Annotated in this window: 9 protein-coding genes; 3 read left to right on the top strand and 6 right to left on the bottom strand. The window is 67.2% G+C overall.

All coding sequences use genetic code 11. From position 1 onward, the window contains the following. Window positions 1-3: 3 nt before the first annotated feature. The 3 genes from AC07PR_RS12690 to AC07PR_RS12680 form a co-directional block, all read right to left on the bottom strand. Window positions 4-948 carry a branched-chain amino acid ABC transporter permease gene (locus AC07PR_RS12690; RefSeq protein ID WP_495135650.1) on the bottom strand — a complete coding sequence of 315 codons (945 nt, stop codon included), beginning with the start codon at window positions 946-948 and terminating at the stop codon, window positions 4-6. A 195-nt stretch (window positions 949-1143) separates the two neighbouring features. After that, the gene (locus AC07PR_RS12685; protein ID WP_377161793.1) at window positions 1144-2346 is read right to left on the bottom strand and encodes a branched-chain amino acid ABC transporter substrate-binding protein; all 1203 of its coding nucleotides are present in this window, start codon (window positions 2344-2346) and stop codon (window positions 1144-1146) included. 160 nt (window positions 2347-2506) lie between these two features. Next, window positions 2507-4177 carry a 3-(methylthio)propionyl-CoA ligase gene (locus AC07PR_RS12680; protein ID WP_495135509.1) on the bottom strand — a complete coding sequence of 557 codons (1671 nt, stop codon included), beginning with the start codon at window positions 4175-4177 and terminating at the stop codon, window positions 2507-2509. A 278-nt stretch (window positions 4178-4455) separates the two neighbouring features. On the opposite strand from AC07PR_RS12680, the gene AC07PR_RS12675 reads away from it, so the two are divergent. Then, window positions 4456-5997 (top strand): methyl-accepting chemotaxis protein, encoded by a 1542-nt coding sequence (locus tag AC07PR_RS12675; RefSeq protein ID WP_377161458.1) that lies wholly within the window; start codon window positions 4456-4458, stop codon window positions 5995-5997. Window positions 5998-6000: 3 nt separating this feature from the next. On the opposite strand, the gene minE is transcribed toward AC07PR_RS12675, so the two are convergent. The 3 genes from minE to minC are packed head-to-tail and all read right to left on the bottom strand — an operon-like array spanning window position 6001 to window position 8076. Further along, window positions 6001-6264 (bottom strand): cell division topological specificity factor MinE, encoded by a 264-nt coding sequence (gene minE, locus AC07PR_RS12670; protein ID WP_088403459.1) that lies wholly within the window; start codon window positions 6262-6264, stop codon window positions 6001-6003. A gap of 17 nt (window positions 6265-6281) precedes the next feature. Beyond that, the gene (gene minD, locus AC07PR_RS12665) at window positions 6282-7094 is read right to left on the bottom strand and encodes a septum site-determining protein MinD (protein WP_297526444.1); all 813 of its coding nucleotides are present in this window, start codon (window positions 7092-7094) and stop codon (window positions 6282-6284) included. 49 nt (window positions 7095-7143) lie between these two features. Further along, a complete protein-coding gene (minC, locus tag AC07PR_RS12660) occupies window positions 7144-8076 on the bottom strand; it encodes a septum site-determining protein MinC (RefSeq protein WP_495135508.1) in 933 nt (310 codons plus the stop codon). Window positions 8077-9045: 969 nt separating this feature from the next. Here minC and AC07PR_RS12655 point away from each other — a divergent pair. After that, a complete protein-coding gene (locus AC07PR_RS12655) occupies window positions 9046-10038 on the top strand; it encodes a bile acid:sodium symporter family protein (RefSeq protein WP_377161453.1) in 993 nt (330 codons plus the stop codon). A 93-nt stretch (window positions 10039-10131) separates the two neighbouring features. After that, window positions 10132-12177, top strand: a complete 2046-nt coding sequence (gene metG / locus AC07PR_RS12650) for a methionine--tRNA ligase (RefSeq protein WP_495135507.1) — start codon at window positions 10132-10134, stop codon at window positions 12175-12177. The last annotated feature ends 13 nt before the right edge of the window (window positions 12178-12190 follow it).

The following is a 12190-nucleotide window of genomic DNA, read 5'->3' as shown; positions in this document are numbered from 1 at the left end:
CGATCAGCCCTCCCGCGTGCCGAGCAGGCCCTTGGGCCGGAAGATCAGGATGAGCACCATCAGCAGGTAGGGAAGGATGGGCGCGACCTGCGCCAGCGACAGCTTGAGCAGCGGGTAGCCGAAGGTGTCCGGGCCGAGCTTGAAGACCTGGGCCAGCGACGCGTCGATGGTCAGCGGCAAGGTCTGCAGCAGCCCGATGACGATGGAGGCGACGAAGGCCCCGGCGAGCGAGCCGATGCCGCCGACGACGACCACCACGAAGATGATGGAGCCGACGAGCACCGCCATCGACGGCTCGGTGACGAAGGTGACGCCGCCGATGACGCCGGCCAGCGCCGCGAGCGCGCAGCCGCTGCCGAACACCAGCATGAACACGCGCGGCACGTTGTGGCCGAGCGATTCCACCATCTCCGGATGCGTCAGCGCGGCCTGGATGACGAGGCCGATGCGGGTGCGCGTCAGCAGCAGCCACAGCGACAGCAGCATGAACAGCGCGACCAGCATCATGAAGGCGCGTGTCAGCGGGAACTTGGAGCAGCTGGCCGCGGCGCAGACCGCGGCCGGCGCGTCGCCCCAGGCCAGCTGCAGCGCCTGGCCCGGCGCGTGGATCAGCGTGAAAGCCGCGCCCTGCAGCGACGGCGGCGGCGGGAACGGCACCGCCGTGCGGCCCCACACCAGCTGGACCAGCTCCAGCACGACATACGACAGGCCGAAGGTGATCAGCAGCTCCGGGACGTGGCCGAACTTGTGGACGCGCCGCAGCGCGCCCCGCTCGAACACGGCCCCGAGGCCGCCCACCACCAGCGGCGCGAGGAACAACGCGGGCCAGAACCCGATCCACCCGGCGATGGAGTACGCGACGTACGCGCCCAGCATGTAGAAGCTGGCATGCGCGAAGTTCAGCACGCCCATCATGCTGAAGATCAGCGTGAGGCCGGAGCTCAGCATGAACAGCAGCAGTCCGGAGGACAGGCCGTTCAGCAGGTTGATCAGTATCTGTTCCAAGACATCATCCTCATTCAACGAGCCGGGTTGGCGTGGATCCCGTCGCGAGCGGGCCGAGGTCGGGCCGAAGCGCGGAGCCGTACTCCTGTACGGCGAGCACTGCAGGCCAGAGCTCGGCTCGCGCGGCAGGGAGACGCGTCAACCCGGGCGCTTCATCTGGCAGCTCGTCGGCGTCGAGCTGACGTACGCGTCGTAGGTCTTCACGACGGCGAAGTTGAAGCCCGTGTTCTCGACGTTGTACGGACGCTTGGCGTCGACTTTCTCCCAGCGCGAGATGTAGATCGGCTGCTGCAGCTGGTGGTCGCCCTTGCGGATCTCGACGTCGCCGTTGAAGGACTTGAACTTCAGGCCTTCGAGCGCCGCGGCCACCTTCACCGGATCGGTGCTCTTGGCCTTGGCCATCGCCGCGCCCAGCGCCGAGTAGATGTGGATGACGCTGCCGGTGTAGAAGTCGTCGTTGAACTTGGCCTTGAACTCGTTGGCCCAGGTGTCCATCTGGCCGCCCATGTTGTTGTAGTTGTAGGCCGCCTGGTAGACACGCCCCGCGCCCGCGGCGCCGATGGCCGTCGGCGTGCCGGTGACGCCGGCGTAGTAGGTGTAGAACTTGCCGTTGTAGCCGGCCTCGGAGGCGGCCTTCACCAGCAGCGCCAGGTCCGAGCCCCAGTTGCCGGTGATCACCGTGTCCGCGCCGCTGGCCTTGATCTTGGCGACGTAGGGCGCGAAGTCGCGCACCTGGGCCAGCGGGTGCAGGTCCTCGCCGACGATCTGGACATCCGGCCGCTTCTTGGCCAGCCCTTCCTTCGCGTACTTCGCGACCTGGTGGCCGTGCGCGTAGTTCTGGTTGAGCAGGTAGACCTTCTTGACGTCGGGCTGGTCCTTCAGGAAGGTGGTGATCGCTTCCATCTTCATCGACGTGTCGGCGTCGAAGCGGAAGTGCCAGTAGCTGCACTTGCTGTTGGTCAGATCGGGATCGACGGCCGAGTGGTTGAGGTACACGACCTCCTTGCCGGGGTTGCGCTCGTTGTGCTTGTTGACGGCGTCGATGATCGCCAGCGCCGCGCCCGAGCCGTTGCCCTGCGTCACGTAGCGCACGCCCTGGTCGATCGCGGACTTCAGCGCGTTGAGCGACTCGGCGGGGCTGAGCTTGTTGTCGATCGGGATGATCTCGAACTTCACGCCGGCCGGGTTGGTGGCGTTGAACTTCTCGGCGAAGAACTGGAAGGACTTCACCTGGTTCTGGCCCACCGGCGCCATCAGGCCCGACAGCGGATCGATCCAGGCGATCTTCACCGTCTCGCCCTTCTGCGCGTAGGCGCCGGTGGCGGCGCACAGCGCGCTCATGGCGACCGCGGCGAGCACCGTGCGGCGCGGCGTGACGAAGGTCGAAGGCTTGCGGGTCTGGTTCATGTCTGTCTCCGGAGATGTTGTTGATGTAGGACGCTGAACAGCAAGGAAATCGCAGGGATCCCGATGACGCGCGGGGTCGCGGGAAGGCGGGGGCTCAGCAGCCCGGCAGCTTGTGGCCCTTGAACTGCTCGCGCAGCTTGAGCTTGAGCATCTTGCCGGTGGCGGTGTGCGGGATCTCGTCGACGAAGACGACGTCGTCGGGCACCTGCCACTTGGCGATCTTGCCCTCGTAGAAGCCGATCACATCCTCGCGCGTGAGCGCCGCGCCCGCGTCGGTGGGCTTGCGCACGACGACGAGCAGCGGCCGCTCGTCCCACTTCGGATGCGCGACGGCGATGACGGCGGCCTCGTGCACGGCGGGATGGGCCATCGCGATGTTCTCGACGTCGATCGAGCTGATCCATTCGCCGCCGGACTTGATCACGTCCTTGCTGCGGTCGGTGATCTGCATGAAGCCGTCCGCGTCGATCGCGGCGACGTCGCCGGTGGGGAACCACAGGCCGGCGTCGCGGCCGTCCTCGCCGGTGACGCGGATCAGCGGCGAGCCCTCATGACCGAAGTAGCTGTCGATGACCCACGGGCCGCGCACGACCAGGTTGCCCGAGCTCTTGCCATCCCACGGCAGCGCGCGGCCGCCGTCGTCCACGACGGCCATGTCCACGCCGTAGATCGCCTTGCCCTGCTTCTCGAGCAGGCGGCGCTGCTGTTCCTGGGGCAGTTCCAGCTGGCGGCTGCTGAGCCGCGACAGCGTGCCCAGCGGCGACATCTCGGTCATGCCCCAGGCGTGGATCACGTCGACGCCGTAGTCGTCCATCAGCGTGCGCAGCATCGCCGGCGGACAGGCGGAGCCGCCGATCACCGTGCGCTTGAAGGTCGAGAACTTCAGGCCGTTGGCGCCGACGTAGTTCAGCAGCCCCAGCCACACGGTGGGCACGCCGGCGCTGAAGGTGACCTTCTCGGTCTCGAAGAGCTCATAGAGCGACTTGCCGTCCAGGTGCGGCCCGGGCAGCACCAGCTTGCAGCCGACCAGCGCGGTGCTGTAGGGCAGCCCCCACGCGTTGACGTGGAACATCGGCACCACCGGCAGGATCACGTCGCGCCGCGAAGCGGCCATCGCATCCGGCAACGCCGCGCCGTAGGCATGCAGGACCGAGCTGCGGTGGCTGTAGACGGCGCCCTTCGGATGACCGGTCGTGCCGCTCGTGTAGCAGATGCTGGAGGCGGTGTTCTCGTCGAACTCGGGCCAGACGTAGTGCCCGTCCTCGGCGTCGACGAGTTCCTCGTAGCAGCGCAGGTTCGGGATCGAGGACTCGGCCGGCATGTGGGCGCGGTCGCTCATCAGGATGAAGTGGCGCACCTGGCCGAGCTGCGGCGCGATCTTCTCGACCAGCGGCAGGAAGGTCAGGTCGAAGCACAGCGCGCGGTCGTCGGCGTCGCCGGAGATCCAGGCGATCTGCTCGGGGAACAGGCGCGGGTTGATCGTGTGGCACACGAGTCCGGAGCCGGACGTGCCGTAGTAGATCTCGAGGTGGCGGTGGCCGTTCCAGGCCAGCGTGCCGACGCGCTCGCCGGGCTGGAGCCCGAGCCGCGCGAACGCCTGCGCGAGCTGCCGGGCGCGGAACTCCACCGCGCCCCAGGTGGTGCGATGCAGGTCGCCCTCGACCCGCTTGCTGACGATCTCGGTATCCCCGGCATGGCGCGCCGCATGCTGGATCAACGATGAGATCAGCAAGGGCATCGACATCATCTGGCCCATCAGTGCCATGTCGTCTCCTGGATATTGTGGCCGGTGCCTCTCGGCTGCCGGGCCGCGCGGGACGCGATCCGGGAGCGCACGGGCGCCTTGATTTCGGCTGTTCGAGTCAGTCTATCGACCGCCCCGGGCGCCTCGCGTCACCCTAGTGACGCGGCGGCGTTTCCGGCATAGGGGATTACACGGGACCGCGACGGGCGCAATCACTCTTGGCAGCGTCACGAAGCGATGCTCAGAATCGGTGCGTCCAGGTCCTCTCATCGAAAAACCAGAACCTCCAGGAGACAACGATGCGGCTCAACGACCTTCCCCTGACCAGCAAGCTCAACGGCGCGATCGTGCTCTTGATCGTGGCGATGCTCGTGGTGGGCATGTTCACGCTCTGGCGCAGCGATCGCATCACCAGCGAGTCCACCGCGGCGATCCACGATGCGCAGGACATCATCCGCAAGTCCGTCCAGTGGCACGGCATGACGCAGACGGCGGTGGCGCGCAGCATGGCCAGCGCGATCAGTTCGGACCCGGCGGTGGGCGAACTCTTCAAGGCCAACATCGCCAACGACGCGCCGGAGGTGGCCAAGCTGCGCGAGCGGATCTCCGCGGAGGCCAAGCGGCCGGAGGACCAGGCCAAGCTCAAGGAGATCGTCGGGCTGGGGCAGACGCTGCTCGCGGCCAGCAAGAAGGCGCGCGAGGCCGGCGCGTCCGGCGACTGGAGCGCCACCAGCCGCATCGTGCAGAACGAGTACGTGCCGTCGGTGAAGGTCTACCTCGACGCGATCGGACAGTTCGTCGCGATGCAGGAAGGCCATGCGGAGGAGGCGCGACAGGCCGCGGCCGACGCGCGCACGGCGCTGCGCTGGCAAGCGGGATTGGGCGCCGTCGTGATCGCGGCGGTGGGCCTGTTCACCGCGTGGCTGCTGAGCCGCGCGATCGTGACGCCGATGGCGCAGGCGGTGAAGGTCGCCGAGGCCGTCGCGGCCGGCGATCTGCGCTCGCAGATCCGCGTCGACAGCCGCGACGAGACGGGACAGTTGCTGGGCGCGCTGCAGCGGATGAACGAGAGCCTCACCCGCATCGTGGGTCAGGTGCGGATGAGCAGCGACTCGATCGCGACGGGCACCGGCGAGATCGCCAGCGGCAACGCCGACCTGTCGCAGCGGACCGAGGAGCAGGCGGCGAACCTCGAGCAGACCGCCGCGTCGATGGAAGAGCTCACCGCGACGGTCAAGCAGAACGCCGAGACCGCGCGCACGGCGACGCAACTGGCGCAGAGTGCGTCGACCGTCGCGGCCGAAGGCGGCCAGGCGGTGCAGCAGGTGGTGGCGGTGATGCGTCAGATCGACGAGAGCTCGCGTCGCATCACCGACATCATCGGCACCATCGACGGCATCGCGTTCCAGACCAACATCCTCGCGCTGAACGCAGCCGTCGAGGCGGCGCGCGCCGGCGAGCAGGGACGCGGCTTCGCGGTCGTGGCCAGCGAGGTGCGCGCGCTGGCGCAGCGCAGCGCGGCGGCTGCCAAGGAGATCAAGACCTTGATCAGCGACAGCGGCACCAAGGTCGAGGCCGGCACGCGCATCGCGGGTTCGGCGGGCGAGACGATGGGCCAGATCGTCGACCAGGTGCAGCAGGTCTCGGTCCTGATCGCGGAGATCAGCAACGCGAGCGCCGAACAGAGCCAGGGCATCGACCAGGTCGGCGACGCCATCACGCAGCTGGATCAGGTCACGCAGCAGAACGCCGCGCTCGTCGAGGAATCGGCCGCCGCGGCCGAGAGCCTGAAGCAGCAGGCCGCCCAATTGAATCAGGCGGTCGCTGTCTTCAGGCTGTGAGGGTCAGAGCTTGCGGCCTTCCGGCAGCTCGATCTTGACCTCGAGGACTTCGAGGTCGTCCTGGCGTTCCATGTGGACCTTGATGTCGTCCGGGTTGATGGAGACGTACTTCGAGATGACCGCGAGCAGCTCGCGCTGCAGTTGCGGCAGGTAGTCGGGGCTTGCGCCGCGACCGTTGCGTTCATGGGCGAGGATCAGCTGCAGGCGCTCCTTGGCGACGCTGGCGGTGCTTTTCTTTTCGCCCAGGAAGAAGGACATGAATCCCATGGTCTCTCCCTTGGGTGTCAGCGACTGAACAGACGCTTGAAGAAGCCCGGCTTCACGGCCTCGACGAAACGCATCGGCTTGTCCTCGCCCAGGAAGCGGGCGATGACATCGGCGTAGGCCTCGGCAACATCCGTTCCCTTCATGTGGATCGCCGGCAGACCCTGGTTGGAGGCCTGCAGCACCACTTCGCTTTCCGGGATCACGCCGATCAGCGGCGTGCGCAGGATCTCGTGGATGTCCTCGAGCGAGAGCATCTGCCCGCCTTCGACCCGGTTGGGGTTGTAGCGCGTGATCAGCAGGTGCTCCTTGACGGGCTCCTTGCCTTCGATCGCGCGTTTGGTCTTGCTGTTGAGCATGCCCAGGATGCGGTCGCTGTCGCGCACCGAGGAGACCTCGGGGTTGGTCACGACCAGCGCCTCGTCGGCGTAGTGCATGGCCATCAGCGCGCCGGTCTCGATGCCGGCCGGCGAGTCGCAGACGATGAAGTCGAACTCCATCGCCTTGAGCTCCTCCAGCACGCGCTCGACGCCTTCCTGCTTGAGCGCGTCCTTGTCGCGCGTCTGCGAGGCGGCCAGGATGAAGAGCTTGTCCAGCTGCTTGTCCTTGATCAGCGCCTGGCTGAGCTTGATCTCGTCGTTGATGACGTTGATCAGGTCGTACACGACGCGGCGCTCGCAGCCCATGATCAGGTCGAGGTTGCGCAGGCCGACGTCGAAGTCGATCACCGCGGTCTTGTAGCCGCGCATCGCGAGGCCGGTGGCAAAGCTGGCACTGGTGGTGGTCTTGCCGACGCCGCCCTTGCCGGAAGTCACCACAACGATCTTGGTCATGGGTCGAGGTCCTTTTTTCAGAGTGTCTGGTGGGGGATGGTCCGCGGGCTCAGGCGCCCAGCGGCTCCATCAACAGCTTCTCGCCGTCCAGGCGGACCTGCGCGGCCTTGCCGCGGACGTTGTCCGGCAGCGGGTTCTCGCTGGTGCGATAGATGCCGGCGATGGCGATCAGCTCGGCCTCGAGCTGCTGCGCGAAGATCCGCGCGTCGGTGTTGCCGCGCGCCCCCGCGATCGCCTTGCCGCGCAGCGGCGCGTAGACGTGGATGCTGCCGTCGGCGATCACCTCGGCGCCGTGGTTCACCGCCGCCAGCACGACCAGGTCGGCACCCTTGGCGTAGACCTGCTGGCCGGAGCGCAGCGGCTTGTCGACGTAGACGGTCTTGGACTCGGTCGGCACCGGCACTTCCACCGGGCGCTCGACGACGACTTCCTTGATCACCTGCTGGACGACCTTCTCGACACGAGGCTCACGGGGCTCGCGTTCGGCGCGCACCGGCAGGTCGGGCGCCTCGGCCAGGCCCAGTCGGGCCGCCTGCGCCAGTTCCGCGGCGTTCGCGCCGACCACGCCCACCGGCTGCAGGCGGTGACGGCGCAGCAGCGGCAGCAGCGCGGCGATGTCCACGCGGGCGACGGGTTCGGCGGCCTCGCTGGCCGCGTTGGCCGTGCCGGCCGGCCTCTCGGCCTCCAGGCTCAGTTGCCCCTGCCCGTCGATCGCGGGCAACGGCTCCGCGCGCTGCTCCGTCGCCTCGGCGGCGTCCGCCACCGCCGGCAGCTGGCTCAGGTCGAGCAGCAGCGGGTCGTGGTGGAACGCGTCGGGCGTCTCGCCCAGCTTGGCCTGGAGTTCCGCGTCGAGCGCGGCCGGATCGGCCGTCTTCAGGACGAGGGCGAGCAGGCTCAGCGAGGCGCTCTTCAGTTCAAAAAGTTCCGGGGACTTGCCGGCGGCCGACCGCCCCGATGAATTGCCCGCCACTGCCTGCGTCATGAAAGAAATGAGGAATGCGTTTGCAAAGTCGCGGATTTTAGCGGTGCGGCGAGGTCCTCCCTTTAGGGGCCTGCCCGCCCGCGCGGTGCTGAAACCCATCAGTGCCCCATCGCAGGCTTGTCATGTTCCGTCCCCGCGTCGTCACGAACCGGCCACGGGCCGCCTCATTTTCGAGCAAACCACCGGAATACCGGTCGTGACAAGCACTTGCAAGCGTCATCGCCAGGTGACACACATGCTTGTCCACAGGGGCGGGGGATAGATCGTCCGTTCGGAGGGACGACGGCCGGTTCCGCCGGTCGCCTCTTCCGGCGTCATCGGAGGGTTGTCAACCCAAAAATCGAGGATGCGGGGCTTGACTTATCCCCATTGAGCCGCTCCACGGGTCCGGCGGAGCCCGCTGCTGCGTCGCAGCTGCTCGTTTTCCCGGGACGCCGCCAAGTCATTGATTCATATAGCGCGATTTCGCTTGCCCGGAAATGAGGCACGGAACCTCGAGAGTCCGTCGATCAAGGGTTTAGAGCAGTCCCCGGCAGGTTTCCCACACAGTTATCCACAGTCTCGGTGGATAGCTTTCGGCGGTCTTTGAAATCAAGCATTTAGCGCGCTTGCTTGAACCGCAGGACGAGGTCGGACACCCCTTCGACGGGGTGCCGAGGGGTGTCCGGGCGCTGCGACAGGCCCCCGTACCGTTACAAATCCGGTCAGATCTGCCGATGACGGCCGCGCCCCGCTGGGCGAATGCCGTCACGAATGCACCAGGCCGCGTCACGAATCCGACATCCGGGGCGACCAGCGTTTCAGCAAGCGGTCAAATCGGGGGACGGCAAGGCCAATGACAGGCGAGCAAGTCACGGTCCCGATAGAGTCCCTGCCTTTCTTCCTGCTCGGGCCACGCTTGGCCTCCGTCAGGTCTCCTGCTCCCCGATGGTGGTGACGTGCCGGCCGCGCGCTGGCGAAAGGTTCGCGATGGGCATCCGGTCCTGGCTCCGCAAGGAGTGGTTTCTGCTGGCGCTGGTCGGCGCGGTGGCGCTGGCCAGCTTCTGGCCGGAGCTGGGCCGCAGCGGCGGGTGGCTGCGGCTGGAGGTGGTCAGCAACTGGGGCGTGGCGCTGGTGTTCTTCCTGACCGGGCTGGGCCTGTCCGCCGCGGCGCTGCGCGACGGCGCCCTCAAGTGGAAGGTCCACGTGCTGGTGCAGCTCAGCACCTATGCCCTCTTCCCGCTGCTGTGGTGGGGATTCAGCGCCCTCTTCGGCCGCTGGCTGCCGCAAGACCTGGCCCTCGGCTTCGCCTACCTCTGCGCGCTGCCGTCGACGATCTCGTCGTCCGTCGCGATGACGGTGCTGGCCAGGGGCAACGTGCCGGCCGCGATCTTCAACGCCAGCGTCTCCAGCCTGCTCGGCATCGTGCTGACGCCGCTGCTGGTGGCGCTGATGGCCGGTACCAGCGGCGCGACGCTGCCCTTCGGCGAGGCGGTCTGGAAACTGACCCAGCTGCTGCTGCTGCCGCTGGTCGCCGGCCAGTTGCTGCGTCCGGTGCTGCTGGGCTTCTACACGCGCCACAAGTCGCGGATCACGCTGATCGACCGCTGGGTGATCATCCTGCTGGTGCTGTCGGCGTTCAGCGACTCGGTGGCCTCGGGCCTGTGGCGCGACCACGGCGCGGAACTGCTGGTCAAGGCCGCCCTCGGCGCGGCGCTGTTCCTGGCGGTCGTCATCGTGCTGAGCCGCCTCGCGGCCCGCGCGATGGGGCTGCCGGTCGAGGACGAGATCGCCGCGGTGTTCTGCGGCTCGAAGAAGACGCTGGCCTCGGGCGTGCCGATGGCCAAGCTGCTGTTCGGCGCGCATCCGGCGGTCGGCGTGATCGTCCTGCCGATCATGTTCTATCACCAGCTGCAGCTGATCCTGTGCTCGTGGCTCGCCCAGCGCTACGCGGCGCGCCCATCTCCGCCATCCGGCGCCTAAAATGGCCGGTTCCCCCTCGCGCGACCGCACGGCCCATCCAGGGTCCGGGCGTGGGGAGGAGAACCGCAGCCCCAAAGCAGGCCCCATCGCGCCATGACACGCAAGATCTTCGTCACCACCGCCCTCCCGTACGCCAATGCGAATTTCCACATTGGCCACATCATGGAGTACACCCAGGCCGACATCTGGGTGCGCTTCCAGCGGATGCAGGGCAGCGAGGTGCACTTCGTCTGCGCCGACGACGCGCACGGCGCGCCGATCATGATCGCGGCGGAGAAGGCCGGCAAAAGCCCGCAGCAGTTCGTCACCGACATCGCGTCGGGGCGCAAGCAATATCTGGACGGCTTCCACATCAGCTTCGACAACTGGCACTCCACCGACGGCGCGGAGAACCACGAGCTGTCCAAGGAGATCTACAAGTCGCTGCGCGCCAACGAGCTGATCGCCGTCAAGACGATCGAGCAGTTCTTCGACCCGCAGAAGTCGATGTTCCTGCCCGACCGCTTCATCAAGGGCGAGTGCCCGAAGTGCGGCGCGAAGGACCAGTACGGTGACTCGTGCGAGGTCTGCGGCGCGGTCTACACGCCGACGGAGCTGAAGAACCCGTTCTCCGTGCTGACCGGCGCGACGCCGGTGATGAAGAGCTCCGAGCACTACTTCTTCAAGCTGTCCGATCCGCGCTGCGTCGACTTCCTCGAGCAGTGGACGCAGGCGCCCGGCCGGCTGCAGCCGGAAGTGCTCAACAAGATCAAGGAATGGTTCGCCAAGGACGAGGACGGCAAGGGCGGCCTGGGCGATTGGGACATCAGCCGCGACGCGCCCTACTTCGGCATCGAGATCCCGGATGCGCCGGGCAAGTACTTCTACGTCTGGCTGGACGCGCCGATCGGCTACCTGGCCTCGCTGAAGAACTACTTCGGCAAGATCGGCCGCGACTTCGACGCCTTCATCAAGGACGAGTCCACCGAGCAGATTCACTTCATCGGCAAGGACATCACCTACTTCCACACGCTGTTCTGGCCGGCGATGCTGCACTTCAGCGGCCGCAAGACGCCGAACCACGTGTTCGTGCACGGCTTCCTGACCGTCAACGGCGGCGAGAAGATGTCCAAGAGCCGCGGCACCGGCCTGGATCCGCTGAAGTACCTGTCGCTGGGCATGAACCCGGAGTGGCTGCGCTACTACCTGGCCGCCAAGCTCAACAGCCGGGTCGAGGACGTCGACTTCAACCCCGAGGACTTCGTCGCCCGCGTCAACTCGGACCTGGTCGGCAAGTACATCAACATCGCCAGCCGCGCGGCGGGTTTCCTGTCCAAGCGTTTCGGCGGCCAGCTGTCGGCGGATGTCGGCGTCGAGGGCCGCGCGCTGCTGGACAGCCTGCGCGCGCACAAGGCGACGATCGTCGAGCTGTACGAGACCCGCGAGTTCGGCAAGGCGCTGCGCGAGATCATGCTGCTGGCCGACCGCGTCAACGAGTACGTGGATCAGAACAAGCCCTGGGACCTCGCCAAGCTCGAAGGCAAGGACCAGGTCCTGCAGGACGTCTGCACGGTCTGCATTGAGGCCTTCCGCCTGCTGTCGATCTACCTGAAGCCGGTGCTGCCGGCGCTGGTCGCCAAGGTCGAGGCTTTCCTGCAGGTCGCGCCGATGACCTTCGTCGACGCCGATCGCGCGCTGGGCGCGCACAAGATCGGCGGTTATGAGCATCTGATGCAGCGCGTCGACCCGAAGCTGCTGGAGGCGCTGTTCGAGCCGCCCGCGCCGCCCAAGGTCGTGCCCGGCGGCGAGGACCTCGCGCCCGAGATCAAGATCGACGACTTCGCCAAGGTCGACCTGCGCATCGCCAGGATCGTGAAGGCCGAGCTGGTCGACGGCTCGGACAAGCTGCTGCGCCTGACGCTGGATGTCGGCGAAGGCCGCCTGCGCAACGTGTTCAGCGGCATCCGCAGTGCGTATCAGCCGGAGCAGCTCGAGGGCAAGCTGACCGTGATGGTCGCCAACCTGGCGCCGCGCAAGATGAAGTTCGGCGTGTCCGAAGGCATGGTGCTGGCCGCCAGCCACGCGGATGAAAAAGCCAGTCCCGGCATCTTCGTGCTCGAACCCTTCCCGGGCGCGCAGCCGGGCATGCGCGTGCGATAAGCCCACCCCCTGC

The sequence above is a fragment of the Roseateles sp. GW821-FHT09H11 genome, assembly GCF_059415845.1.
This window is presented reverse-complemented; position numbering and strand designations above follow the sequence as displayed.

What these genes read in the sequence shown, in the direction of transcription:
- AC07PR_RS12655 (WP_377161453.1), top strand. Translation starts at nt 9,046, where the DNA reads ATGGGCATCCGGTCCTGGCTCCGCAAGGAGTGGTTTCTGCTGGCGCTG.
- AC07PR_RS12690 (WP_495135650.1), bottom strand. Translation starts at nt 948, where the DNA reads ATGCTGAGCTCCGGCCTCACGCTGATCTTCAGCATGATGGGCGTGCTG.
- minE (WP_088403459.1), bottom strand. Translation starts at nt 6,264, where the DNA reads ATGGGATTCATGTCCTTCTTCCTGGGCGAAAAGAAAAGCACCGCCAGC.
- AC07PR_RS12675 (WP_377161458.1), top strand. Translation starts at nt 4,456, where the DNA reads ATGCGGCTCAACGACCTTCCCCTGACCAGCAAGCTCAACGGCGCGATC.
- AC07PR_RS12680 (WP_495135509.1), bottom strand. Translation starts at nt 4,177, where the DNA reads ATGGCACTGATGGGCCAGATGATGTCGATGCCCTTGCTGATCTCATCG.
- metG (WP_495135507.1), top strand. Translation starts at nt 10,132, where the DNA reads ATGACACGCAAGATCTTCGTCACCACCGCCCTCCCGTACGCCAATGCG.
- minC (WP_495135508.1), bottom strand. Translation starts at nt 8,076, where the DNA reads ATGACGCAGGCAGTGGCGGGCAATTCATCGGGGCGGTCGGCCGCCGGC.
- minD (WP_297526444.1), bottom strand. Translation starts at nt 7,094, where the DNA reads ATGACCAAGATCGTTGTGGTGACTTCCGGCAAGGGCGGCGTCGGCAAG.
- AC07PR_RS12685 (WP_377161793.1), bottom strand. Translation starts at nt 2,346, where the DNA reads ATGAGCGCGCTGTGCGCCGCCACCGGCGCCTACGCGCAGAAGGGCGAG.